General features: G+C 43.6%; 21 protein-coding genes and 1 pseudogene. 17 read left to right on the plus strand and 5 right to left on the minus strand.

Going from position 1 to position 25612, the window contains the following annotated elements; all coding sequences use genetic code 11:
• The first annotated feature begins 4 nt into the window (after positions 1–4).
• From MKY85_RS14255 to MKY85_RS14270, 4 genes are all read left to right on the plus strand, one after another.
• A complete protein-coding gene (locus MKY85_RS14255) occupies positions 5–1768 on the plus strand; it encodes a histidine kinase (protein WP_342573059.1) in 1764 nt (587 codons plus the stop codon).
• Between the two features lie 16 nt (positions 1769–1784).
• Positions 1785–3311: a response regulator gene (locus MKY85_RS14260; protein WP_342573061.1), complete on the plus strand. Its 1527-nt coding sequence runs from the start codon at positions 1785–1787 to the stop codon at positions 3309–3311.
• A 243-nt stretch (positions 3312–3554) separates the two neighbouring features.
• Positions 3555–5540, plus strand: a complete 1986-nt coding sequence (locus tag MKY85_RS14265) for a methyl-accepting chemotaxis protein (protein WP_342573064.1) — start codon at positions 3555–3557, stop codon at positions 5538–5540.
• 243 nt (positions 5541–5783) lie between these two features.
• Positions 5784–6617 carry a gamma-glutamyl-gamma-aminobutyrate hydrolase family protein gene (locus MKY85_RS14270; RefSeq protein WP_342573066.1) on the plus strand — a complete coding sequence of 278 codons (834 nt, stop codon included), beginning with the start codon at positions 5784–5786 and terminating at the stop codon, positions 6615–6617.
• A gap of 28 nt (positions 6618–6645) precedes the next feature.
• On the opposite strand, the gene MKY85_RS14275 is transcribed toward MKY85_RS14270, so the two are convergent.
• Complete coding sequence (locus tag MKY85_RS14275) at positions 6646–8970, minus strand: MMPL family transporter (RefSeq protein WP_342573067.1); 2325 nt, start codon at positions 8968–8970, stop codon at positions 6646–6648.
• Positions 8971–8990: 20 nt separating this feature from the next.
• A complete protein-coding gene (locus MKY85_RS14280) occupies positions 8991–9638 on the minus strand; it encodes a TetR/AcrR family transcriptional regulator (protein WP_342573068.1) in 648 nt (215 codons plus the stop codon).
• A 236-nt stretch (positions 9639–9874) separates the two neighbouring features.
• On the opposite strand from MKY85_RS14280, the gene MKY85_RS14285 reads away from it, so the two are divergent.
• The 5 genes and pseudogenes from MKY85_RS14285 (at position 9875) to nspC (ending at position 15611) form a co-directional block, all read left to right on the plus strand.
• The gene (locus MKY85_RS14285) at positions 9875–10768 is read left to right on the plus strand and encodes a TetR/AcrR family transcriptional regulator (RefSeq protein ID WP_342573069.1); all 894 of its coding nucleotides are present in this window, start codon (positions 9875–9877) and stop codon (positions 10766–10768) included.
• Between the two features lie 216 nt (positions 10769–10984).
• Complete coding sequence (locus MKY85_RS14290; RefSeq protein ID WP_342573070.1) at positions 10985–12244, plus strand: cytochrome P450; 1260 nt, start codon at positions 10985–10987, stop codon at positions 12242–12244.
• A gap of 164 nt (positions 12245–12408) precedes the next feature.
• Positions 12409–12691 (plus strand): annotated as a pseudogene (locus MKY85_RS14295) (nucleoside deaminase); the annotation flags it as partial.
• 552 nt (positions 12692–13243) lie between these two features.
• The gene (locus tag MKY85_RS14300; RefSeq protein ID WP_017688530.1) at positions 13244–14482 is read left to right on the plus strand and encodes a saccharopine dehydrogenase family protein; all 1239 of its coding nucleotides are present in this window, start codon (positions 13244–13246) and stop codon (positions 14480–14482) included.
• A 1-nt stretch (position 14483) separates the two neighbouring features.
• A complete protein-coding gene (gene nspC, locus MKY85_RS14305; RefSeq protein WP_339261418.1) occupies positions 14484–15611 on the plus strand; it encodes a carboxynorspermidine decarboxylase in 1128 nt (375 codons plus the stop codon).
• Positions 15612–15807: 196 nt separating this feature from the next.
• On the opposite strand, the gene MKY85_RS14310 is transcribed toward nspC, so the two are convergent.
• Positions 15808–16581 carry an SDR family NAD(P)-dependent oxidoreductase gene (locus MKY85_RS14310; RefSeq protein ID WP_342573079.1) on the minus strand — a complete coding sequence of 258 codons (774 nt, stop codon included), beginning with the start codon at positions 16579–16581 and terminating at the stop codon, positions 15808–15810.
• Between the two features lie 111 nt (positions 16582–16692).
• Between MKY85_RS14310 and MKY85_RS14315 the strand changes: the two genes are divergently transcribed.
• The gene (locus MKY85_RS14315) at positions 16693–17049 is read left to right on the plus strand and encodes a MerR family transcriptional regulator (RefSeq protein WP_339242617.1); all 357 of its coding nucleotides are present in this window, start codon (positions 16693–16695) and stop codon (positions 17047–17049) included.
• 90 nt (positions 17050–17139) lie between these two features.
• Positions 17140–18012: a YitT family protein gene (locus MKY85_RS14320; protein WP_339242619.1), complete on the plus strand. Its 873-nt coding sequence runs from the start codon at positions 17140–17142 to the stop codon at positions 18010–18012.
• 99 nt (positions 18013–18111) lie between these two features.
• On the opposite strand, the gene MKY85_RS14325 is transcribed toward MKY85_RS14320, so the two are convergent.
• Positions 18112–18786, minus strand: coding sequence for a cyclase family protein (locus MKY85_RS14325; protein WP_342573083.1), 675 nt, complete (start codon positions 18784–18786; stop codon positions 18112–18114).
• Between the two features lie 219 nt (positions 18787–19005).
• Here MKY85_RS14325 and MKY85_RS14330 point away from each other — a divergent pair, with 219 nt between their 5' ends.
• The 3 genes from MKY85_RS14330 to MKY85_RS14340 all read left to right on the plus strand — a co-directional run bounded on the left by MKY85_RS14330 (position 19006) and on the right by MKY85_RS14340 (position 21995).
• Positions 19006–19200, plus strand: a complete 195-nt coding sequence (locus tag MKY85_RS14330) for a hypothetical protein (RefSeq protein ID WP_339261119.1) — start codon at positions 19006–19008, stop codon at positions 19198–19200.
• A 221-nt stretch (positions 19201–19421) separates the two neighbouring features.
• Complete coding sequence (locus tag MKY85_RS14335) at positions 19422–20555, plus strand: serine hydrolase domain-containing protein (protein ID WP_342573086.1); 1134 nt, start codon at positions 19422–19424, stop codon at positions 20553–20555.
• A gap of 297 nt (positions 20556–20852) precedes the next feature.
• Positions 20853–21995: a DUF4309 domain-containing protein gene (locus MKY85_RS14340; RefSeq protein ID WP_342573088.1), complete on the plus strand. Its 1143-nt coding sequence runs from the start codon at positions 20853–20855 to the stop codon at positions 21993–21995.
• A 99-nt stretch (positions 21996–22094) separates the two neighbouring features.
• On the opposite strand, the gene MKY85_RS14345 is transcribed toward MKY85_RS14340, so the two are convergent.
• Entirely contained in the window at positions 22095–23069 is a 975-nt protein-coding gene (locus MKY85_RS14345) for a DMT family transporter (protein ID WP_339261122.1), read from the minus strand.
• Positions 23070–23340: 271 nt separating this feature from the next.
• Between MKY85_RS14345 and MKY85_RS14350 the strand changes: the two genes are divergently transcribed.
• Genes MKY85_RS14350 through rbsD form a run of 3 tightly spaced genes read left to right on the plus strand, consistent with a single transcriptional unit; the run spans position 23341 to position 25602 of the window.
• Positions 23341–24330, plus strand: a complete 990-nt coding sequence (locus MKY85_RS14350) for a LacI family DNA-binding transcriptional regulator (protein WP_342573091.1) — start codon at positions 23341–23343, stop codon at positions 24328–24330.
• Positions 24323–25201 carry a ribokinase gene (gene rbsK, locus MKY85_RS14355; RefSeq protein WP_342573093.1) on the plus strand — a complete coding sequence of 293 codons (879 nt, stop codon included), beginning with the start codon at positions 24323–24325 and terminating at the stop codon, positions 25199–25201. Before MKY85_RS14350 ends, rbsK begins: the two co-directional genes overlap by 8 nt.
• Entirely contained in the window at positions 25201–25602 is a 402-nt protein-coding gene (gene rbsD, locus MKY85_RS14360) for a D-ribose pyranase (protein ID WP_342573095.1), read from the plus strand. The genes rbsK and rbsD overlap by 1 nt, the downstream gene beginning before the upstream one ends.
• Positions 25603–25612 lie beyond the last annotated feature (10 nt).

Raw genomic sequence — 25612 nt, forward strand, 5'->3', positions numbered from 1 at the left:
AATAATGGCGAAGTTCATACATAAAACAACTCAATTCAGTTTGCAGACGAAGGTGTTTTTGACGTTTCTGGCTCTGCTTTTGTTTGTGCTGGGCTGTTTTATCGTTTATGTGAATGTGATCGTTGTCCGTCCGCTCAAATTGAAAACGGAGCAGGATACGCTCGTGACCGCTACGAAGGTAAGAGAGCAAGTTGATCTCTATGTGGAGCAGCAGAACCAGATGTCACAGCGAATATTATCCAGCAAAAATATTTTTGCAGCCATGGACAAGAGCTCCTCAGCGCATAGTAATTATGAAAGACTGAAACAGATTCGGATCATTAAAGACATCATGTTCCAGGCCATCGGTCCGAGCATGAATATCAAGGACATGTCCATCTATGACAATCACGGCGTTCTCCTGACGTCATATCTGGGTTCGGGTAATCCACCCGCCATCCTGAACACCCTGATGGAGAGTAGTCAGATCGGACGAGAGTGGACGGAAAGTGGTTTTGTTCTGCTGCGCCAAGTCGATACCATTTCCTTTGTTCGTACGATCAATGATCAGAATGGCAAGGTGTACGGTTATCTTAGCATTCAGATGGAACAAGCTTATATACAGAACCTTACGGAAGGCATTACAGCAGGGGAAGTCTATATTCTGAATGAACAAGGAGAGCAGATGACAGGTACGGAAGCTAGTGAGACATTTGCCAATTGGACAAAGCCTTCATCAGACGAGGGGTTAGATGTCGACAAAGACGACAATTACGTCACACATTCTATTTCACCGAGTACAGGTTGGATTACATACATCATAACGCCCAAAAAATCTGTCCTAGGCTCGATCCATTCTGTTCAGACGATGTCCATCCTGCTGATTACAGCACTGATGCTGGTGTCGTTCGTGTATATCTTCCTGTCGACGCGTAACCTGCTGCTGCCTATCCGCAAGCTACGTAGCCAGATCTGGCGAATGAACTACAGCAATATGAATCTGAAAGTGGATGAAACGCCGAAGAATAACGATCTATTGTTGCTGAATGAAGCCTTTCGGGATCTGATGGAGAGGCTTCAACAATCCATTGACCGGGAAAAATCGGCGCTTCATGAAGAAGTAAAGGCGCGTAATTCTGCGCTGCAAGCCCAGATCGCACCTCATTTTATTCATAATGTTCTATATCTGATCAGTATTGCCGCCCAAGAGGGGAAGACCCAAGTTGTATCCGATATGTGTAAACATCTCTCGGACAGTCTGCGTTATATTGTCTCTTCACCATACGCGCATGTGACTTTGGCTGAGGAACTTCAACATACGAGACATTACCTGTCCCTTGTACAACAAAAGTACGAGGAGGATCTGGAATGGGACATCTGTGCTGACGAGCTGGCAAACGAAATCCGGTTGCCACGGTTGGTCATTCAGCCGTTTGTGGAAAATTGCATTGAACATGCCTTTGCCAACACCGCGCCGCCTTGGCATATCCGGATTACAGTGAAGCAATATAACGGATTATGGGCTTTGGAGATCAAGGATAACGGAGAGGGGTTTCCACCCGATAAGATCCAGGAGATTGTAGCCAATATTCAGGCATCGGGCTCCGGAATGAACCAGACGGCCGATCGTGCTACAGCCCTTGGTAATATGGGGATTATCAACAGTGTCAATCGACTCAAACTAATGTATAACAACCGACTCTTTATTAATATATTTAACAATCATTCTGAAGAGCAACATGGAGCAACGATTCAGATCATCGGCTCACTGACGAAAGATTTTTACTAGCGAGGAGGCATAGGCGATGTATAATGCGATGATTGTAGAGGATAGCAAGCCGATATTACGTAATATTAAAATGCTCTTGGAAACGCTGAGCTTTCCCATTCGTGTAGCGGCTACGGCAACGAATGGAGAGGAGGCTCTGGCAGCGATAAAGCAGTCATCGATTGATCTGTTGTTGACGGATATTCGAATGCCAAAAATGGATGGCCTGTCCCTAATTGAGCAAGCCAAGCTTGCCAACCCGGATCTGAAGGTCATTCTAATTAGCGGATACAGCGATTTTGAATACACAAGAAAAGCATTGAACCTGCAAGTGTTTGACTATTTGCTAAAACCTGTCGAACGAGAGGCGCTTGAAGAAGTCATGGGTCGGGTAATTGACCAACTTGATCAACAGATGTCCAAGGAACTGCTGGATCTGCAAGAAATCATTCATCCCCAATGTGAGACTACGCCCAAAAAGGGGGAGGATTTTCCGCCCTTATTCAGCCAGATGATGATGATTATGAGCAAACAACCCTTCACCGCAGGGCATGAACGATGGGTGCAGCTGGAGCTTGAGGCGATGGTGAAGGATTTTTTCCCATTCTATTCTTGTCGTGTGTACACCAGCCAAACACCATATCAATTTATTGCTTTTGTTAACAAGAGTGCACTTGAGGTGTATTCTTCTGTACACGAATGTCTTGAATCCTTGAGACGGCATTTGGTTGCGCATAACATCGATGCGATTATTGGAGGACAACTTCTATTGGCTGAGTCTGGTAATCTGCCTGAGCTCTATCACCGCATGTCATCCATTATGTCTGAGCAGCAACGGTTGAAACAAGGAATAGTGTTGGATACCGGGAATCCGGTATCAATGGCTAGATCCGAGACAGGCTGTCTGGATTCGGTACTGGAATCTGTTTTTGTACAGATGATACAGGCCCGGCAGAAAGAACGGTTTGCTCTTAAGTTATCTGAATTGTTGAATCAATGGGCAGAGGAAAATGTACATATGACTGAGGTGGAACGGTTTATTGGATTGATCGTAGACACGTTTGCTCATCTGTACGAGGAACAGGGCTCGGGCATGAGATTGGGGTTGGAGCTTCGGGCAAAACAATTCGTCCAGGCACAGTCCTATGCCGATTTTTGCCGGGAACTGACGGAATGGACGGGACAGTGTTTCGATATGCTGCAATCCCACGTCCGCAAAAGCAAGGCGATCCTGTTCGAACAGATTGACGATTACGTAAAACTAAATAAATACTCTCCATTGTCGATCAACGACATTGCCATGAAGTTTCACGTAAGCCCGTCCTATGTCAGCAGAGTGATCAAAAATGAAACACAAATTACGTTTGTTCAGTATTACACCCAGCTTCGCATTCAGGAAGCCTGCAGACTGATGGAAAGCCAGCCGGACATGAAGTTTAAGGAAGTATCCGATTTGCTGTCGTTTAGTGATCAGCACTATTTCTCCAAGGTGTTCAAAGAGTATACAGGGCTAAGTCCTACCGAATATAAACAACAGATGCTTGGTATAAAGAACCAATCATAGCTAACAAACCCTTTTTATTTATGCTATAATACGAAACAAATACGGCTTGTTACTGAATTCATTCAGGCAATACCTATGTATATACATGCTCAACGTTTCTTTGGGTGTGTACATATATGGGTTTTTTTGCGTTTACTTGCCGGTTGATTCTACTAAAAATGGATACAGAGAGGAAGATTCACTTTGGAAAAAGAAAAGAAAAAAAGGTCATTTTATAAGAAAGGAGGAGCTAATTTACGATTAATGAGTACTAGGCTGATTGCAGCTTTCCTTGCGGTGCTTATTATCCCAACTGCACTTATCGGTTATTTCTCGTATCATAGTGCCAAAGATCAGGTGCAACAAAAAATGACAGATCCCATCAACACAATATTAACGATGACAGGACAGCATATTAACAATCTGGTAGGGGAAAAAGCAGAATTATTGAGTTATATAGACCGTATCTATAGATCCTCGCCCGGTCAGGCGAACATCGAAGCTGTACAAGTAGAAATCGAGCAATTAGCTGATACATATCCTGATATTCTTGGTATAACTGTGGGCAGCGACCAAGGAAGTGTTATATCATCTCCAGCAATAGAGGATGCAACATATGATCCACGCAGCACGGAATGGTATTCCAATGGTATGAGTAACAATGGATCACTCTATTTTTCGAGTATTATGACAGATTCAGTATCCGGGAAGATTTATGTAGAAATTTCAAAGGCAATTTCAAATCAACAAGGTGTAGCAAGTATTAAACTTGATCTGGAGCAATTAGCCAAAGAAATATCTGATGTGGATGTAGGAGGTAATGGGAGCCTGATTGTGGTTGACGCCAATCGAACAATCGCGGCTTGGTCAGGTGCCATTGTAAAAGGTGGGGGAGGAGAACTTGGCGGAGCGCTCATCGAAGGAATTCCAGTTCATCCGAATACGGCTTCAAGTTCCGAAGAACCGATGGCATTCTCCCAATTTGTTAGAACGGATCTGGCGTATGATTTGGAGGTGTATAACGGTGTTAATGCTTTGACGGGATGGAATGTCATTGCTTTGATGGGCCATGAGGATTTTATCGCCGCAGCGAAACCCATCATGGTATCGAGTCTAATCGTCATTGCTGTATCTGTAATGACTGTCGGAGTTATTATTTTCTTCATTCTGAGATCATTTATTGTACCCATGCAAAAACTGCGAAAGGCCACTCGCAGCGTAAGAGAAGGGAATCTGTCCGAACGGGTTAATCTTAAAACTGAAAATGAATTTGGTATATTAGCCAATGATTTTGACCAGATGACCATTTCCCTTCAATCGGTGGTTGCCGAACTTCATCAGACGTCATCGTTGTTAAGTCACTCTTCCCAAATGATTCAGGAAAGCACAGAACAAACCACCCAATCGGTTCAACATGTGGCGGAAACCATGCACCAGACTGCGGAATCAGCTGTCGTTGGGGCGGAAAACTCGGAACAAACCGCGAATGCCGTAGAAGAGATGGCGAGAGGCATCAGTACAATTGCAGAATCTGCTAGTGCCATCGTTGATTCGGCTGAAGAGACGGAGCGCGCTGTTGCTAATGGTGGAAAAACCATTAACCAGGTCAGAGAACAAATGCAACATATTATCGGAGCTGTTGAAGAAACCTCGGCATTGATTAATGAGCTGTCCAGTCTGTCCGCCGAAGCCAATCGAATGAATGAAGCGATAGCGGATATTTCTCGGCAAACCAATCTTCTATCACTGAATGCCTCTATTGAAGCATCAAGAGCAGGAGAACACGGTAAAGGTTTTGCTGTTGTTGCTGGTGAGGTGCGTACGTTATCCATGCAATCCAAACAAAGTGCGGACGACATTGGCGCTACCATTGGCAAAATGCTTGATCTGATTGCAAAATCCACCTCCCTTATGAATGATAAAGTTCGCAATCAAGTTGGTGAGGGAATGCGGATCAGCCAAGAAGCTTCTGCAACCATATCCAACATTGAACAATATACAACTCATATCGTGGATCAAATTCAGGATATATCTGCTGTCTCAGAACAGTTGTCAGCCAGTACGGAGGAAGTCTCGGCTACCGTTGCCGCGATGAGTCACATCTCTAAAGTGTCGGCTGATAGCGCTCAGACAACTTCAGCAGCAGCCCAAGAGCAAATGGCGGCAATGGAGGAGATATCCGCATCTTCTGCACAGCTATTCAAAACAGCAGAGAATATGCAAGAACTGGTTCGCCGGTTTAAGCTCTAGATTAGAAGTAAGTAAGTTTGAAACGAAACGTGTTAAGCAAAGGGCGTTCCCCAAAGGGAGCGTCTTTTGTGCGCTTAGCTGAGAGAGAGGAGTAGGAATGTGATCACTCATCCTCAACATATCCTTTCCAGCATTCCGGATGAAACGAGTTCGCAGACAATAGAGGTAGGATAATGCAATAATTCAGTGAATTTATATATGAAGAGATCTGATAAAATGAATGAAAAGCTGGGAGGTAAAGCCATGAAAAAGCCCATGATCGGTGTACTGCCTTTATATGATACTGACAAAAAAAGTTACTGGATGCTTCCGGATTATATGAACGCAATAGAGGGAGCAGGTGGGATTCCGATTATGCTGCCTTTGACAACGGATACCGATATTATAGGAACATTGGTTAATGAATTCGATGGCTTCCTGTTCACCGGGGGACATGATCTCAATCCGGAGCTGTATCATGAGCATGTAGAGGTCACCTGTGGAGAGCTATGTATTGAACGCGATATGATGGAGTCGTTATTATTACAAAAGGTAATTGAGCTTGATAAGCCAGCCTTTGGCATATGCCGTGGACTACAATTATTTAACGTTGTTTTGGGTGGTACGTTGTATCAAGACATTCCGACTAGCCTTCAACTTCATGTGAACAAGATCGTTAATCATAAGCAAAGTCCGCCGTATACGAATCTTGTACATGATGTACATATTGAGAAAAATAATATCCTATACGATATTTTGCAAACAGATACGATAAAAGTAAACAGCTATCACCATCAGGGGATCAAGATGTTAACGGATAAATTAACGGCCGTGGCAGTTGCTGAAGACGGACTCGTCGAATCCGTAGTCATGCCGAACCGTTCATTTGTTTTAGCTGTGCAGTGGCATCCAGAGTACAGCTACAACGTAGATGACTGTAGTCAAAAGTTATTTGCGGCGTTTGTTAATGCTTCTCAATCCCCGGCTATAATGTCCATATTGAAGATATCACTGCATAATCTGGAGCAGAGAAAAGACCTCCTGTTTATAAAACAGAGGAGGTCTTTGTATTGGGAATCTAGTCGTGATGATGAGTAATCCTGGTATTAGCATTGAAGTGGACTGATTATTTTAATCCAGACTTGGTGTTGGCTTGTTCTTCAGCATGAAGGGAAGCAATCAGCTTCTCGCCTTCAACATCCAGGTTTGGCAGAATGCGATCCAGCCATTTCGGAAGGGCCCAAGCTTTGTCTCCGAAAATAGCCATGATGGCTGGAACCAATCCCATACGGATGATGAAAGCATCGATCAAAATGCCTACCGCCAAGGTGAAACCAATCTGTTTGATCATGACATCATCGGTGAAGATAAATCCTGCAAATACAGAGACCATGATCACTGCTGCGGCAACAACCACGCGACTGACCTGATTGTACCCATGAACGACGGATTCGGTTCCGCGATGACCGTGGACATATGATTCACGCATCGAGCTAACAAGGAAGACTTGATAGTCCATTGCGAGGCCATACAAAATACCTGTCACAATGATCGGCATAAAGCTCAGCAACGGTCCGCCGGTATCAAAACCAAAGAGCGAATGCAGCCAGCCCCATTGGAATACAGCAGTCGTAATCCCGAATGTAGCCAGGATACTAAGCAGGAAGCCAATTGTTGCTTTGATAGGAACGATGATCGAACGGAATACGAGTAACAGGATGATCAGCGATAGCAGGATGATAATACCTACATAAATAGGGAATACCTGCGCGAGTTTAGCAGACATATCAATGTTAACAGCCGTAAGACCCGTAACTCCAAGCTTCACATCATAGGTCTGTGCGATACTCGAATCAGTCGATCGCAGATCACTGACCATTGTTTTAGTGAGTGTATCGTTAGGACCCGTTTTTGGAATGAGACTAAAGATAGCCAAATCTTCTGTCATTCCAAGCGGTGTAACCTGTGCTACGTTGTTTTGACCTTGCAGCTCCATCATCAGACCACCCAAGAGTTCCGGCGTGACTTTTGCGGAAGATTGATTAGGCTCTGCGACCAGAATAAGTGGTCCGTTGAATCCTTCTCCGAAGCCTTCCGAGATAGCATCATAGCTCTGTCTTGCATCCGTATCCAGATTCGCTGAGGAAGCGCCAGGGATACCCATTTCCATTTTCGAGATAGGTATCGCGGCAAAACCAAGAATGATGATAATCGCGATAATGGTAGCCCAACGATTCTTGATAATGAATTTCACCCATCTATCCGCAACTCCGTGACTAGCGGCTTTAGGATGTTTCGTGCTTTTCTCACGAGCTTTGGCTGAACAGATGCGTTCTCCTACCAATCCCAGCAAAGCCGGCAACAGGGTTAAAGCAACAAATACGTTGATGAGTACAGTGGCTGCTGCAACCAAAGCCATCGTAGACAAGAATGTGAGACCAATGACGAGCATACCACATAGTGCAATAATGACGGTTAACCCGGCAAAAAATACTGCGCTGCCCGATGTACCAATGGCTCTGGCTGTTGCTTCTTTGGCGCTCAAGCCTTGATCAATGATCATTCGACGTTGGCGATTAACAATGAAGAGAGCGTAATCGATTCCAACAGCCAATCCAACCATGAGAGCCAGAACGGAAGTGACACTTGGCATTTCGATGAATTTGGAGATTGAGAATGCTCCACCTACTCCGATCGCAACACCCAGTAGTGCAGTAATCAGAGGCAGACCTGCCGCAACAACGGAGCCGAGTGTGATCAGCAATACGATTACAGCAATGACCAGTCCAACAATCTCTGCGGAGCCGACCCCAATTGATACCGCTTTGAGCGTTTCGCCTGGCAAGACCGTAATATTGGTTCCTTTCTCTACTGTCATAACGGATTGAATAACAGAATCAAATACATCCTGCGTTATGGCAGACTGCTCGATTGTAAATTGGAACTGGAACAGTGCAATACTGCCGTCTGAAGAGATCAGCATACCAGGTACAGGAACACCATCCACCATCAAAGGTCCGTAGGGAGGAGGCGTGGTTGTTGCGGATTGAGCCGCACCCGCAGACTGAGCATTCTGAGCCATCTCAGCAGAAGCCCCTGAATTACTCGCTTCAGCTGCATAATCGGCAGGGTTAAGGACTTTGTCTAACGCGTAAACTTCATTAACACCTTTCATCATGGCAGCCAAACGTTCAGGTGTATCCAAACGCTCGTTGTCCGGTGCTTTGAACACAACACTTCCTTGACCGCCGGAGGCGGCTGGCAATTCTTTTGCTAATTGATCCAGAACCTTCTGCGACTCTGTGCCTTCAATCTTCATTTCAGAACTGATGTGAATACCATTGATACCAATCATGGAGATGACAATTCCCAGAATTAATACCCAGCCAATGATAAAGTAGGCAGGTTTGCTAAAAGCGGTTTTCCCCACTCTGTATAATAATGTAGACATTTATCTATTTTACACTCCCTCTATGATGAATGTGGATGGTTGGCATGTTCGAATCCTGCCCGCAAATGACTAAACGTCGTTTCTAAAAATTGATCGAAGGTGATAGCACCGGGCTTGGTATCTTCAGTAAAGACTTGTCCGGGCAGCAGCACATTGAGTCTTCCATCAATTAATGGCAGTATCGTTCCATATAGTGCGTTAATTAGAAGATAAGTATAGATCTCGTCATACTTCCCGTTGGATAAGTCTAATAAGGTATCTTGTGCCTGCGTCTGCATCCGGTGCATAGCTCCGAGGTAATGAGGTTCAAGCACGGGATAGGTCTGGGATAGCGAGAGTAGCTGATGAAGCCTTCCAATTAGTTCTGTTGTAAGTTGCATCTTGATCAGGTCATACAGCAAGTCTAACAAGGAGGCGTGTTCAGGCATTTCGGTAAGTAACTCTTCGAGTTCCGTTGTATTCTGAACGGATATTGCGCCTCTTGCTACGGCTTCTTCTTTACATGTGAAGTAATTAGCAAATGTTCTACGTGAACAACCCACCTGATGCACGATATCTTCGACCGTAAAGCCATCAAGCCCATGTTCAAGGGTTAGTTCAAATGCAGCACTAGCAAGTGCTTTTTCAGTTGCTTCTTTCTTCAAATGTCGCAAGTTTCGTTTAATCATTGTTCTCCGCTTATGCGTTCACCTCCCACACCATGACTATGGTTTAATTCTTTTTAAGAAGAGCACACTTACTGAATATGCACTTTGTTAGGTTTATCATAACAACAAGTTGCTCATTGTGCAAATTTACTCATTGTGCAATTATTTTATATGACGGTTATACTGCGAATCAATGCTTCAACTCCTGAGGAATTGAATGTTATAATCAATAGAAAAACTTGGGGCGATAACGAGATATGAGTAGTCGTAAACAAAGTTTATTGGAAACAGCACTTGCACTATTTTTAGAGCATAGCTATGCAAATACAACAATCCAGATGATCCTGGATCAATCAGGTGTATCCAAAGGTACATTCTACAAATTCTTCAGTTCGAAAGAAGACTGTTTATATTCGATTATTGATCAGCGTATGCAGGAGGATGTTTTCATTCGCAAGGAACTTGAACAAAATCATTATACTTCGGATTATGCTCTGCTTGTTGATCAGATTGCCATTCCCATGTCTGGACCTGACAAAGAGCGAGTGTGGGAATTGTATTGGACTGGTTTTTACGCCGGAGAGATCAACTCAGCGAAACTGGCTAAAGTGCATCTAAACTGGCTGTCTACACGCTTGATTCAGGTGTATGGAAAAGACATCAGTTTATATGCAAACGAAGGTGCAATATTGTGTTACGGCATATTACATCAGATTGCCAACACTTCGAGAAGTCTAAATACGCAAAAACCAGTATGGAGCGAAGTTGTTCCAAAAGTGTTAACCTACATTGAAGTGATCCTAAGAACGATGCACCAGAGAAATGAACATATTTTCGATTTTCAGTCACTCTATTTCCTGAATGCCGATGAGCGCAGCCATGATATGGGTTTGGACATCGATGATATATTAAAAGATTTTGATGAGTTCAACAAACGCGTTCAAAAATCCAAGGAATCGGAATCCTTGAAGCAACTTTCGAAGGGACTTTTAGGGCTTTTACAAGATAAAGAGGATATAAATATTCCTGTGATCGAAGTGGTGCTTCAAGCGTTTCACAAAGAGTACAAGTCCAGTGCATTTCAATCCGAAGCCAATAGAGTGACCGAAGCCTGTTGGTGGTATTTGGAACGGGTGAAACAACGTTATTAATATGGGGGTTGGCTAATGGCCGCCCTCTTTTTTATGCTTCAAGTACATTCGTTTATAATAAATATACTATTAGTACATCTATTAATTGTTGTTATAACAGTTATTTTGTGATGTTTAACCTATTATATTTGAAATAAAATATACTGGTAGTATATAATTGAAATGAACATATATTTCCATAGATTTGAATAACTTCACTTCGAAAGGAAGATTTATATGACTAACTCGAATAACCAGACCTCAGAGAAAGCACAATTTAATTTGTTTAGCGAAGAAAATAGTAAAGATCCATTTACCATGTTTGCACAGATGCGTTCCAAAGGCTCCGTTGTCCCTATTCCTAATCCGATGGGTGGAGAAGGGCAAACCTGGATTGTAACTCGGATGGACGTCGCCATGGAAGTGTTGAAAGATCATGCTCGATTTACGGTCGATATGAACGCTATTGATCGTGGCAATGATATTCGAAAAAATCTCTCAGGTGAGCTTGGTTCATCGGAACCTCAAACTTTTTTTACCGGAAAGTCGATGCTCTTTGTGGATGAACCGGATCATCGAAGACTGCGAAGCTTAGTGTCCAAAGCATTCACTCCAAGATATATGGAAAGCCTGCGACCGCGTGTCCAGGAAATTGCCGATGAATTAATTGATCAATTTGAAGAAAAAGGAGAGATGGATCTTGTAAAAGACTATGCTTATCCATTCCCAATCAACGTTATTTCCGAGATGCTGGGTATACCACAGGAAGATCGACCTCAGATCCACGTTTGGTCTGAAGCCATTGCAAAAGGCCTTGGTTTTGGTAAACAGGACCCTGCAGTAGCGCAACATTTGCGATCATTCGCAGAGTACACTGCAAAGCTTGTGACGAACAAACGAGTAGAACCTTCAGATGACCTCATTAGTCAATTAATTGCGATTGAGGAGGAGGGTGATCGACTGAATGAGGATGAATTAATATCCATGATCACATTATTGATATTTGCTGGACATGAGACAACTTCCAATCTGATTGCAACCGGCTCTTATCTTCTTCTGACACATTCCGAACAACTGGAACAACTTAAACAAGATCTGAATCTGGTTCCTTCTGCGGTCGAGGAGTTGTTACGATATAATGGACCCGCCACTTCTTCAGGTCCTCGTTATGCTACGCAAGACACGGAACTGGATGGACAATTGATTCAAAAAGGAGATGTTGTGATTCCTCTGTTGAAATCAGCGAATCGGGATGAGCAGCAGTTCAGTGACCCCGAAGAGTTGGATATTGAACGCAAAATAAAACGGCATTTGGCCTTTGGACATGGCATCCATATGTGTCTTGGCGCTCCACTTGCTCGTGTGGAGGGTGACGTGGCGTTTACGACGCTTTTACGTCGACTGCCGGATCTTCAGCTCAGTGTCCCCCAGGAAGAGATTCATTGGCACTCCGCTTTGTCATCACAAGGATTGGCATCGTTGCCCGTAAAATTTTAATAGATTAACGTAGGTTGACTCACTGGAGTATGACGAATTTTCGTCATACTCTTTATTTGTAATGATGATAATATGGAATGAATAAAGGTCAGTCGTGTCATTGATCAATGATTATAAGCAATGATGTATTTGAGTACATCATTTTTGTTCTGGAGGTAAACGATATGAATAAAGATGAACTTTTTATGCATAAAGCCATTGAGATTGCTCTGCAAGCACGCAAAGAAGGAAACGAACCATTCGGGGCCATTCTGGTGAAAAATGGAGAAGTGGTCATGATTGGAGAAAATAAGATCAACACTTTTTGTGACACTACGCATCATGCAGAAATTGGGCTTATCCGAAAATATTGTTCCGAACATCATATTTGACCTCAGCGAGTACACTCTGTATACAAGTTGTGAACCGTGTGTAATGTGTTCCGGTGCGATGGTTTGGTCGAATCTGAGGAGGCCGGACAAAAATTTTTTTTGATAATTGCTTGATTTTTTTTTCAACGTCTGATAGTGTAAGACCTGTGATTTTGGGAAGTTGATTTATCAATATGAATTAGAGCTTTCCAGCAGATAATTTTTGACCACTTCACCAGGAAGTTAAGGCCATACGGACAGCCGGGTCAAACGCCGATTGGCAACTTACGTTGCTTTATTGATTGAGTTCAAAGCTCAAATTTTATAAGTTGGTTACTTTACAACCAGTGCAATTGCACATCAACTTGTGAAACGGTCAATAAGAGTGGTAAAGGCGAATTATTTGCTATATAGACTCTGATCCAATATTGATATACATGAAGGAGCTTTCCGCCAAAGGAGTTCTTGTGAACTTTTTTGGTCATGGAGACTTCACGTCTTTTTTATGATGTATATCGATAAGCAAGTGTGATGATGCGCGATTGCGGGCATTTTTCACCTTGCTTTTTTTGTTGTCTTGTTGTCGTCACTGTATCAAACCAAATTAAACCAATTAAAAAAAATACATATTGGGATAGGAGAATGTAAAATGGGAAAAGCACTAATCATCGGCGCCGGCGGCGTTGCTTCCGTGGCAGTACACAAATGCGTTCAAAACAGCGAAGTTTTTGAGGAAATCTGCATCGCGAGTCGTACAAAATCCAAATGTGATGAACTCAAAGCCAAGCTGGACGGCGGAAAAACCAAAATTACGACAGCACAAGTAGATGCTGACAATGTTGACGAACTGATCGCTCTGATCAACGAAGTTAAACCGGATATCGTGATGAACCTTGCTTTGCCGTATCAAGATCTGACCATCATGGATGCTTGCCTTGCAACGAAAACAAATTACATGGACACAGCAAACTACGAGCCACATGATACAGCGAAGTTTGAATATAGCTGGCAATGGGATTACAAAGAGCGTTTTGAACAAGCAGGAATTACTGCTTTGCTCGGAAGTGGATTTGACCCAGGTGTGACTGGTGTATTCTCCGCTTATGCCCTGAAACATTACTTCGACGAAATTGAGTACATCGACATTCTCGATTGCAATGGTGGCGACCACGGTTATCCGTTCGCTACGAACTTCAACCCGGAGATCAACATTCGCGAAGTTTCTGCGAACGGAAGATATTGGGAAAATGGTGAATGGATCGAAACGAAACCGATGGAAATCAAACGTGTCTACGACTTCAAAGAAGTTGGCGAGAAAGACATGTACCTGTTGTACCATGAGGAATTGGAATCTTTGGCCAAAAACATGCCAGGTTTGAAACGTATCCGTTTCTTCATGACATTTGGGCAAAGCTACCTGACTCACTTGAAAGCTCTTGAAAATGTAGGCATGACTTCAATCGAGCCTATTGAATATGAAGGTAAACAAATTATTCCACTGCAATTCCTGAAAGCAGTACTGCCTGATCCAGCATCCCTTGGACCACGCACTGTAGGTAAAACAAACATCGGCTGTATTTTCAAAGGTAAAAAAGATGGTCAAGACAAAACATATTATGTTTACAATATCTGTGATCACCAAGAGTGCTACAAAGAAGTGGGTTCCCAAGCAATCTCTTACACAACAGGCGTTCCAGCTATGATTGGTGCGGCAATGGTCATGACAGGCAAATGGAACAAACCAGGCGTATACAATGTAGAAGAATTCAACCCGGATCCATTCATGGAAGAGTTGAACAAATGGGGTCTCCCATGGGTAGAAGACTTCAACCCGGTACTCGTTGATGAGCTGCCAGAAGAAGTTAAAGAATCGGAGCTTGTTCGTTAAAATGCGGTTCGAGCAATTACCGACACCATGTTTTGTTGTTGACGAGGCGCTTATCGAGAAAAATCTGAAAATCCTGAACGGTGTTATGCAGCGTACAGGTGCCAAAATCGTGCTCGCTCAAAAAGCATTCTCCATGACTGCGATGTATCCGCTGATTGGAGAATACCTGAGCGGTGCTACGGCGAGCGGTCTGTATGAAGCACGTCTGGGCCACGAGGAAATGGGCAAAGAGAACCATGTCTTTGCTCCGGCATACCGCGCAGAAGAGATCGACGAGATTATCTCCATCTGCGACCATATTATTTTCAATTCTTTTTCACAGCTTGCCAAATTCAAGGATAAGGCGCTTCAGGCTGGCCGTAAGGTCGGCTTGCGCGTCAATCCTGAATGCTCTACCCAAGAAGGGCACGAGATCTATGATCCGTGTTCTCCGGGTTCACGTTTTGGGGCGAAACAAGAGGATTTCCAAGCAGATCTGTTGGAAGGTGTCTCCGGACTGCACTTCCACACACTGTGTCAGCAAAATTCTGACGATCTGGAGACTACGTTGAACGCGGTTGTCGAGAAGTTCGGACAATGGTTGCCGCAAATGGAATGGATCAACTTCGGTGGTGGACACCATATCACGCGTGAAGATTATGATATTCCAAGGTTGGAAGCTTGCATCAAGCGTATGCAGAATGATTATGGCCTGGAAGTATATCTGGAGCCGGGAGAAGCTGTTGCGCTGAACGCGGGTTATCTGGTGACTTCTGTGCTGGACTTCCATAAAAATGGCATGGACATCGCCATTCTGGATACTTCAGCTACATGCCATATGCCGGATGTGCTGGAAATGCCATATCGCCCGCCGCTGATCGGTTCGGGAGAAGTGGGCGAGAAAGCTCATCTGTATCGCCTAGGTGGACAAACCTGTCTGTCTGGGGACGTGATTGGGGATTATTCATTCGATCAGCCTTTACAAGAAGGTGACCGTCTGGTATTCGAGGACATGGCGATTTACTCCATGGTGAAAACCAACACGTTCAACGGCATGCCGCTTCCAGCGATCGCAGTCAAAAGAAAAGACGGCGATTGCGAAGTTGTTCGCGAATTCGGATATCAGGATTTCAAAATGAGGCTGGCATAAACGTTCATTATATAGAAGGTATTAATACAGAATTGTTTATAAAAAAGAAGGGAGCCTGGAGACAGGTTCCCTTTTTAACGTCCAATGATGTTTTAATGACTAGATGATGCAATGATGTTTATCATCGATGTCTATCAGTAAGGTTAGGTGATGTCTAAATGGAATCAAGCGACTCGGTTTGAACATCAGCTTCGGGTTAATTTTGTGGTTTTGAGGCTGCTCTTGCGGCGTAAGGAAAGATCGGTTCTCTTAGCTCAAAGTCATAGGTCATGCCATCCACAATGCCGACTACACTCTCACTGTCATACAGCTCCAACAGAAAACCAGCCATTTGTTCCGCCGTATGGAATTTAGGAACTCTGCCCTCATATTCAAACTCGTCTACATTAAAGGAATGTTTCGCAAATTCCGTCTCGGTTGCAGCCGGAGCGAGCACTTTGGCTTGCATTGCTGCATTCTTGCCTTTCAACTCCTGCGCAAGCCCTTCTGTAAAGGCACTTACATAGAACTTGGTTGCACAGTAAGTTACTGCATCGGCTACAATGGTATATCCTCCACCAGAGGAAATATTAATGATCTGTGTGCCATCGACATCTGCATAATCACGTACATACAGGGAAGAAAGAATCGTAAGAGCTTCTATATTTAGATGAAGCATCTGCTCAATTTTGGGCAGGTGTTGTTCGCCAATGGAAGCAAAATTCCCGAATCCGGCGTTGTTAATCCACGTCTCAATGGAATAAGCTTTAAGACTTTCATAGAATTCATGCACATTAGTGCCAATGGATAGATCCACTGTACGAATGACAACATCTAGATCAGGATTGATTTCAGCCACTTTTCCTTTTAACTTGTCCAATTCATCGGTTCTGCGTGCTGCCAGGATCATATTTTTGCCACGAGCTGCAAAAGCTAAAGCCGCTTCATATCCAATACCTGAACTGGCACCGGTAATCACTGTGTATTTCATGGGAATTCCTCCTGGATCTGATTTCATTTTTTATTGTGATGTGAGCACGAGTTGATTATACTGATTAGAGCTTACTCTAAGTCAAGCTCGAATATAGAGGGGAGGTTAACCATGCATACCATTGGTGAAGTGGCCGAGTTACTCCATATCAGTGCACATACGTTGCGTTATTATGAGAAAGAACAGATTGTAACACCTCTCCGAGATGCGAGTGGAGACAGGCGATACAACGAGTCCCACCTGAAATGGCTTCAATTTGTGATCAAATTAAAAGAGACTCAGATGCCTATTGCTACCATTAAGAAGTATGCATCCTTATTCCAGGAAGGGGAGCATACAGCGGGAGATCGGCTAAAGTTGCTAGAGGATCATAAAGAGTCGATTCAAAAACAGATGCATATCCTTAACACAGCCGATGAGATGCTTGAGCATAAAATCTCGTCGTACCGCACGTTCATCGGGCAATGATGTAACACACACAATGCCGATCTATTTGCCAAAACAGTGATTTTTATTATAGACTGTTTTTTATCGGTTGTTCATCAAGGAGGAAATGGAATGCATCAAAACAGAAAACAAAAGTCAAACAAGTTAAAGATCCTCTCCAAAGTATTATTGATTATCATTGGGGGATTTATAACGGCTTATGGCCTGGAAGCCATATTGATCCCGAATAATGTCTCAGATGGTGGTGTCACAGGTCTGAGTATCGTAGGATCACAGCTGTTTGGATTACCGCTGGGGATGCTCATCGGGATTATCAATATTCCGTTTGTATGGCTCGGGTACAAGCAGATTGGTAAAAGCTTCGCATTATATTCAATCATCGGTATTGCGTCACTGGCGATCAGCACCAGTCTGATGCACCATGTACCAACGATCATCGAAGGGGATACCTTGCTCGTTACGGTGGTCGGCGGGATTATCATCGGTTTCGGTATGGGTCTTGCATTACGTAATGGCGGGGCATTGGATGGCATAGATATGCTGGCTGTACTTCTTTCGCGTAAAGTCCCTTTTGGAACCAGTGATCTCATTCTGTTTCTCAACATGTTTGTCTTTATTGTCGTTTCTACCGTGTTCGGTCTGCAAGGAGCGATTTTGTCAGGACTTGCGTATTTTATTGCTTCCAAAGTAATACATATTGTTGAAGAGGGATTAAGCGGCTCCAAAACGTTTAAAATTATTACCACTCAACCTGAGATCATGGTTGAAACCATTCGTGACCGTCTAGGTCGTGGTGCAACGTACACCGAGGCGTACGGTGGATATTCCAATGAACAATTCAAGGAAATTACTTGTGTCATTAACCGGATGGAAGAGAGCAAAATTAAAGATATCATTCATGAAATTGACCCATCTGCTTTTGTAGTTGTATACGATGTAGCTGAAGTAAGAGGTGGCAATTTCAAAAAGAAAGATATTCACTAACAACGTAATCACTATAAAAAAACGCGCCAGAGAGGATCTCTTGGCGCGTTTTTTTATTATACACTACATATTGTTTATGAATACTTCGGGCTGCTCCAGCTAACATTTTTCAGTGAAAATGGTACTGAAACTGCTGTCAACCCCTTCAACAAACAAAGGCACAGCATAAACAACACCGATATCTGATAAATCCTGGTTTAAATTCATATCCTCTATGACTAGAATAAATTTGCCATCCACACGGTCTTTTCCCAGGATCTTCTGATGAAAAGCGATAGCTTCATCCTCATGAAGTGAAGATCCCGCAGAGATCATATCCATGCCGATTGCTCGTAGTGAATCAAACACCATGAGGTAACTGGCAGCTGATGCGGCAAACCCAGGGTTATGATCACTATAACGAACAGGGTCTGAGGAACGAAGCTTCCCAAAACCTGTACGTATGAGCAGCAAATCAGAGCCTGCAATCAGGTGCTCATAGGGCTCCAGGTCGGCTTTGGTAATCAATTCGTCATCACTTTTGGGAATGTCGAGGATCGTAGGATGAGAGAAAATAAAATCGTCTAATGGAAGCTCACTCAGTTTTTGGCCTTTGGGATTAAAGTGCCAAGGCCCATCAATATGAGTGCCGCTATGGTTGAGGGATGTGATGATAAATTGGTTATACGGGTCCCCTTGAGCTATGCTTGATTGCTGCTGGATCTCAACTGGGGGATTATCTTTATATACGGGAGTATTTACGCTAAGCGGATAGGATAAGAGCAGACGTTTCATTAGTTGTTCTCTCCTCTGTAATCGATGTGCACAGGTCTGAACAAGCACCCTCTCCATAGTGAAACGGCTAAACATGCTCTTTCACTTATTGATTGCTAATGGAAGCTTGAGCTCATTTTATGTAAGGATTCTGAACCTCATGCATAACTACAGTTCACTTATGGAAAACTTCTGTAGTGCGAACAAATAATATGGTTTCATTAATGGGAGGTTAGTATAGTGACAAATCAGGACCCGCAAGAGCTTCTGAAGCAAAAACACGAGCTGGATGAGCAAAAAAAGCAATTCACTAATTTTTCCCGAAATATCTCAGGTCATGGTGAGGTTGAAGCTGGCCAAGAGTTCAGTGTTGACCGTGTACCAGATGATCAAAACCGTATGAAATCGGTTGAGAACAGACGCGGCGAAGTCTAAAAGTTCCAACTTAAGCTGATCCTTTAGGGGATCGGCTTATTCATGCGAAGCTTTGTAACAACAGAGGACTATGTATGGTAGTTGCGCAAAAGAGAGGATATAGAAGGTGGTCAATCGTTGTAAAAGGTCGTATATTATTACTATGTGGATTGTGGATTGTGGAGTGAACATGGACCACATCGCAAAATGATAAACGATTTTACATAGAAGGACGGGAAAAAATGGACTTTAAACCACTTGCTACATTTATTGACCGCATGACATCCTGGCGTATACCGTGGGCAGAGGTATTGGTGATGCATCGAAATGATACTGTTTTCCATTACCGTAATGGTTACGCCAATCTGGAGGACAAAACGCCTATTAGCGATGGAGCAATTTTCAATCTATACTCCATGACCAAAATCATGACCTGTGTGGCAGGACTGCAACTAGTGGAGAAAGGTGAAATACTGCTAAGTGATCCACTTTCCGATTATTTGCCCGAATATGCCGATATGACGGTGAAGAAAACGATGGTAAACGGAGAGGTTCAACTGGAAAAGGCGACAAGAGCCATTACCGTACGCGATTTGTTCACCATGACCGCCGGATTCTCCTATGACGTAGGTAGTCCAAGTATTCAGGAAGCCGTAAAAAACACCCACGGAACATTGCCAACACGTGAATTCGCGAAAGCGCTAGCGAAGGAACCGCTTTTGTTTGAGCCAGGAACACATTGGAATTACAGCATGTGCCATGATGTGCTCGGAGCCTTGGTGGAAGTCGTCAGTGGTAAAAGCTTTGGTGCGTATCTCCGGGACGAAATCACCGGACCACTTGGTATGAACGACACAACGTTCAATCTGAACGATGAGCAGCAGAAACGCCTTATTCCGCAATATGCATACAATGACGAACTTGAAAAGGCTGTACGTATGGATGGGAATGGATTCCGTGTAGGTACCGAGCTGGAGAGCGGTGGCGCTGGGTTGTTATCAACCGTTAGCGATTATGCACGGTTTCTGAACGCGCTTACTGGACGTGGTACGAGTCCTGAAGGTGTACGCATTTTGTCACAAGCTTCAGTGGAACTGATGCGAACGGATCATCTGAACGAGATGACTCGCGGTGATTATTCGTGGGATCATATGTATGGATACGGCTATGGACTAGGTGTCCGTACACATATCTCGAAAGCACGCAGTGGTTCGCTGAGCCCGCTTGGTGAATTTGGATGGAGTGGTGCTGCTGGTTGTATGGCTATTATTGATCCGGATTCAGAGCTTACGGTCATGTATGCCCAGCATTTGCTGAACAGTCAGGAAGGATATGTTCAACGACGCTTACGCAATGTGATATACTCCTGTCTATAAATTATATCGTTTTCGAATATGGAAGAAGAGCCGCTAATCAGCGGCTTTTTTATGTTATATGGATTAATAACGAAAAAATAGATTGATTTATATTTCTTTATTAGAAAGGGTATGTTATCATTCTTAGGAAAATAGTACTAGTAGGAGGATATGCTTATTGAAATATACCTATATTAATTACATAGTTTGATCAAAGTACACTCTAGCAAGACTTATTAAAATGTTGAGATTATGCACGATTAAAAATTAGAAATGAGATTTTAGATGTTTATTTTATTACTCAGAGGAGAGTCATCAATGATACACCCTAAATACAAAGCAAAATGGGCTTCACTTGCCTTACTTACCTTAATCAGCTATGTTCTGAGCGCATTGCTCCTGCTGCCGCCCAATGCCGCTGCCAAAGGAGAGCAAATCTCAGCCAAACAGCTGGAAAGTATGAGCCGACTTTCATTTACGCTTCGTGATGCCAAGCAAACGGCATACACGGTTTATATTTTTGCTTATGATGAACAGAAGAGCACGCTGACCGAGGAAAATGGTTGGACGAAAAACAAAAAAGGAGATAAAAGTTACACTGGAACCTATCGGGCGGCCTTAATGAAAAAAGGTGCAGCATATGGAACAGTGCAAGCAGCAAAACTGGATCTGAATACGATTATTTTGCCTCAAACCTTGAACTTCGTTGTGAAAGGCAAAGAGGCGAGTACACCTGATATGCTGATGATCACGGACTGGGGAACTTCTAATTTCAATGAAGTGAAAACGTATATCGTTCGTTCCGGGGAATTGCGCCGTGTCACATATGTCGATAATAAAGGAAAAAAAATTGACGATGCATACTCCGCGATCAGAGATGGTGGAATTCGTACTCTTACAGGTGCCCGAGTGCAGTTCAAAAATTACAACAACCTTCAATTCGTCTATGGCGTTAATACGTTTAAGCTGAATGTGAACAAATTGGAAATGCGGTTGGAAGATACGCGCAACCTTCGTACAAGAGATTGGCCGAACTCGGGTGTTGGCGATCGTGCTTACCTGAAAAGCCTGAAGGACGCTGCATTAAAGGGTGCATTGCCTGGGCGAACGGACATCAAGATTGGCATGACGCTTCAAAATGCACAAAAAAAGCTGGGGAAACCCAATTCTCGTTCTAACGAAGAATGGGGAGCGTTCTATTATTATTCTAAATTCGGCGTTGGATTCGATTCATATATGCACGAGCTTACCAATAAATCACGTATTGCCGTTTTCGACCTGTACAATGAGAAGCAAAATCTTTCGCCATGGAATGTGAGAATATGGATGGGGAAACCGTCTTCAGAATATTACAATGAAGTCGTAGGTGGTTATGAGATGGTATATCATTTGGGTAATCACGCCATTGTATTTAACTATGAGGAAGAAGAGGACTTGATTGACTTTACGAGTATATATTAAGTGGTATAATCCAGAGAATTGAATATTCATGGGACTGTATAAACAAACAAAAGCCGCTAATTAGCGGCTTTTTTTAATGTGCATAAGATACACTATTAGTTATTTTATTGGTGTGTTCTCGGCGCTTTGTACAGAACGTACACGATTAACCAAGTAGATGCCAACGGATACAAACAACAATGCGGCCAGATTCTTCAATTCCAAGATCGTTTCACCGAGGAATAACGCTGATAACAATGCACCAAACACAGGGATAAGAAAGTTGTATACAGATACTCTTCCGACCTTATTGTACTTAAGAAGCATATTCCATAGACAAAATGCAACGGATGACAGCAAGGCCAAATAGATCAAATTACTGGTGGATTCCAGGGTGAAATGAGTGACTCGTCCGCCGAGTAATAGACCTAACAGCGTAAGCACCAGTCCACCAATGAACAGGCTAACCCCTGTAATGATTAGAACATCGATGGTCGCGGTGAGACGTTTTGCGTAAAGGGCTGTAACGGAAAACACAAGGGCTGCTAAAATAATGAAACCTTCGCCTGTAAATGAAAAGGAAAAAGTAAGCAGATCGGTATGGAAGTTTACGATAATGACGCCAACGAATCCGAGCAAGCAGCCAACGATTTTATTTCTGCTTAATTTGTCGTTCTTATAGATGAAATGGGCAAGAACAACACTGAAGAAGGTCGTCGTTGCGTTCATAATGGAACCTTTGACACCTGTCGTATTAGCTACGCCAACGTAGAAAAACATATACTGCAAACCGGTTTGCAATATACCTAACATGATAAGGCTTGTCCACTGAGTCCTGGATAATTGCAGCTTTTCTTTTCGAACGATACGAGACAAGAGTAATAGCAGCAAGCCCGCCAGTGTGAATCGATATCCGGCAAAGACGTATTTGGAAGCAATGTCTTCCGGCAGAATGTTAAATGCGATATATCCAAGTTTGATGGACGGGTACGCACTACCCCATAACAAGCAACAAAGGCTCGCTATAAGCATGACGAAAATGGGATCACTAAATTTACTCGGTTTGTGGTTTTCAAGGGTATTTCTGTCTGTCACTTTCAATCTTCTCCTCACATTTTATGCACATATGTATGTATCTAATATCCTCACTGACCATATCACATATCGCTAATATTTGTAATGATAATTAACTCCTTAATATAGCTGAGAAGAGTAAATAAGACGGGAAGAAGCCAAGTCACTGATGAATTTTCAATGTACTTTCATGTTTACTTGGAGAAATTTCCAGAATGAAAGCGCTTGTCAAATCGAAAGTAATATGATAATTTAATATCTGTAACCGGTTACACATAGAGGAGAGCAACTTATGACAACAATTAAAGACGTAGCTCAACTGGCGGGCGTATCTGTTGCCACTGTATCCAGAGTCATCAATGATAGAGGTTATGTTCACGCGGATACACGCAAGAAAGTGGAAGATGCTGTGAAGGCACTTAACTTTTCGCCAAATGAAGTGGCCCGCTCATTATATAAGCGCAAGTCCAAACTGATTGGCCTGTTGTTGCCGGACATTGCCAACCCCTACTTTCCGCAGTTGGCTCGCGGTGTAGAGGATGGGATGCAGGAGCAGGATTATAGACTGATATTCGGAAACAGTGATGAGGATGAACGGAAGGAGCAGGATTACATCCAGACGTTTATCCAGAACAATGTGGTCGGTGTAATCTCTTCAACGAACTACCCTCATTCTTCAATATATAAAAACCTGAAGATTCCTGTCGTGTTTTTGGATAGAACATCACTTGATCGTCCATCCGTGTATGCGGATGGCAGGGAAGGTGGAAGACTAGCTGCAAGGGAGATTATCCAACGCGGCAGTCGCCGGATCACAGTTATGCAAGGACCGTCACAGATCAGACCAGCTCAGGATCGCTTTGAAGGGGCGATAGAAATTATCCGTGATGCTGGGTTAGATTACCGGGTAATCCAGACGACCTCATTTTCAATTAACGAGGCAGGTATATGGGCTGAAGAATTATTCAGGAAGTATGCGGACACAGATGGGGTGATTGCCAGTAATGATATCGCAGCCATGGCAGTACTGCATGAGGCCTCACGAATTGGAAGGAAGATTCCTGATGATGTCCAAGTGATTGGTTTCGATGATATACCGATGAGCAGCCTGTTATCGCCGGCATTGTCCACCATCCATCAGCCAGCATACGAGATGGGAAGAGAAGCGGCGGGATTACTTATCAAGCTTGTGGAACAAGCTGCAATAGAGAACAAAAACATACAGTTGCCCGTAAGCTTCATCGAACGAGGCACTACGAGAAAGGTGAGATCAGATGGCTAAAATATGTGTAATTGGAAGCAGTTCAATGGATCTGGTTGTTACTTCGTCAAGACGGCCGGGGGCGGGTGAAACCGTTCTCGGAGACAGCTTCAAAACGGTCCCTGGTGGTAAGGGAGCCAATCAGGCTGTCGCTGCTGCACGACTGGGGGCTGAGGTTGCGATGATCGGCCGGGTAGGCGACGATGCTTTTGGCAAAGATATTTTAGAGAACTTCAGAACAAATGCTGTAAATACGCAAAATGTGAAACCGGTTACACATTTAGAAAGTGGAACGGCTCATATCATTCTGGCGGAAGGTGATAATAGTATCGTAGTGGTTGAAGCGGCGAATCGCGAAGTCACTCCTGCATATGTCGATGAAGCAGCGGAAGTGATCCGCAATGCAGATATCGTACTGATTCAGCAGGAAATCCCGGAGGAAACTGTTGTTCATGTCAGTGCAATGTGTGCGGAGTTCGGAACACCATTATTGCTTAATCCAGCTCCGGCGAGAAAATTGCCGCAAGAAGTTATTGATAATGCTGCATATATCACACCAAATGAGCATGAGGCCGAGATTTTGTTTCACGGTATGAGTTCGGCACAGGCATTGCGCCAATATGCGAACAAACTGTTCATCACGGAAGGCAGTAAAGGGGTTCGTTATTTTGATGGCACAGAGGAAATTCTAGTCCCAACTTATAAGGTGCAGGCAGTCGATACGACTGGTGCAGGGGATACGTTCAACGCCGCATTCGCAGTTGCTTTGGCTGAAGGTCAACCGTTGCAAGAGAGTATACGCTTCGCTAATCGGGCTGCATCGTTGTCAGTCACTAAGTTCGGAGCGCAGGGCGGCATGCCAACGCGTGATGAAGTAGAGGAGAGCTTGTAATGAAAAGATCCGGCATGTTGAATAGTCACATCTCCAAAATTCTGTCTGATCTGGGTCATACGGACATGATTGCGATTGCGGATGCGGGTCTACCCGTACCGGACGGAGTTGTTAAAATCGATCTGGCCCTCAAACTGGGAACACCCAGTTTTCAGGAAGTCGTGGAGCTTATCGCAGAAGATATGGTCATTGAAAAAATTATTGTGGCAGAAGAAATTCACGAAGGCAATCCTGCAGCTATGCAATTCATCACGGAGAAGTTCAGTGAGGAAGCCATCGATGCTTCCGTCAGCCACGAACAATTCAAAGTATTAACTCGACAGGTGAAAGCGGTCATCCGCACAGGCGAAGCGACACCGTATGCCAATTGCATTTTACAATCGGGAGTCCATTTCGGTTAAAAGGAGGTTG

Source organism: Paenibacillus sp. FSL R5-0749 (genome assembly GCF_038595085.1).
Classification (GTDB): Bacteria; Bacillota; Bacilli; order Paenibacillales; family Paenibacillaceae; genus Paenibacillus.

Excerpts from the sequence above, each read along its gene's own strand:
- MKY85_RS14255 (WP_342573059.1), top strand. The coding sequence starts at position 5 with ATGGCGAAGTTCATACATAAAACAACTCAATTCAGTTTGCAGACGAAG.
- MKY85_RS14260 (WP_342573061.1), top strand. The coding sequence starts at position 1,785 with ATGTATAATGCGATGATTGTAGAGGATAGCAAGCCGATATTACGTAAT.
- MKY85_RS14265 (WP_342573064.1), top strand. The coding sequence starts at position 3,555 with ATGAGTACTAGGCTGATTGCAGCTTTCCTTGCGGTGCTTATTATCCCA.
- MKY85_RS14270 (WP_342573066.1), top strand. The coding sequence starts at position 5,784 with ATGAAAAAGCCCATGATCGGTGTACTGCCTTTATATGATACTGACAAA.
- MKY85_RS14275 (WP_342573067.1), bottom strand. The coding sequence starts at position 8,970 with ATGTCTACATTATTATACAGAGTGGGGAAAACCGCTTTTAGCAAACCT.
- MKY85_RS14280 (WP_342573068.1), bottom strand. The coding sequence starts at position 9,638 with ATGATTAAACGAAACTTGCGACATTTGAAGAAAGAAGCAACTGAAAAA.
- MKY85_RS14285 (WP_342573069.1), top strand. The coding sequence starts at position 9,875 with ATGAGTAGTCGTAAACAAAGTTTATTGGAAACAGCACTTGCACTATTT.
- MKY85_RS14290 (WP_342573070.1), top strand. The coding sequence starts at position 10,985 with ATGACTAACTCGAATAACCAGACCTCAGAGAAAGCACAATTTAATTTG.
- MKY85_RS14300 (WP_017688530.1), top strand. The coding sequence starts at position 13,244 with ATGGGAAAAGCACTAATCATCGGCGCCGGCGGCGTTGCTTCCGTGGCA.
- nspC (WP_339261418.1), top strand. The coding sequence starts at position 14,484 with ATGCGGTTCGAGCAATTACCGACACCATGTTTTGTTGTTGACGAGGCG.
- MKY85_RS14310 (WP_342573079.1), bottom strand. The coding sequence starts at position 16,581 with ATGAAATACACAGTGATTACCGGTGCCAGTTCAGGTATTGGATATGAA.
- MKY85_RS14315 (WP_339242617.1), top strand. The coding sequence starts at position 16,693 with ATGCATACCATTGGTGAAGTGGCCGAGTTACTCCATATCAGTGCACAT.
- MKY85_RS14320 (WP_339242619.1), top strand. The coding sequence starts at position 17,140 with ATGCATCAAAACAGAAAACAAAAGTCAAACAAGTTAAAGATCCTCTCC.
- MKY85_RS14325 (WP_342573083.1), bottom strand. The coding sequence starts at position 18,786 with ATGAAACGTCTGCTCTTATCCTATCCGCTTAGCGTAAATACTCCCGTA.
- MKY85_RS14335 (WP_342573086.1), top strand. The coding sequence starts at position 19,422 with ATGGACTTTAAACCACTTGCTACATTTATTGACCGCATGACATCCTGG.
- MKY85_RS14340 (WP_342573088.1), top strand. The coding sequence starts at position 20,853 with ATGATACACCCTAAATACAAAGCAAAATGGGCTTCACTTGCCTTACTT.
- MKY85_RS14350 (WP_342573091.1), top strand. The coding sequence starts at position 23,341 with ATGACAACAATTAAAGACGTAGCTCAACTGGCGGGCGTATCTGTTGCC.
- rbsK (WP_342573093.1), top strand. The coding sequence starts at position 24,323 with ATGGCTAAAATATGTGTAATTGGAAGCAGTTCAATGGATCTGGTTGTT.
- rbsD (WP_342573095.1), top strand. The coding sequence starts at position 25,201 with ATGAAAAGATCCGGCATGTTGAATAGTCACATCTCCAAAATTCTGTCT.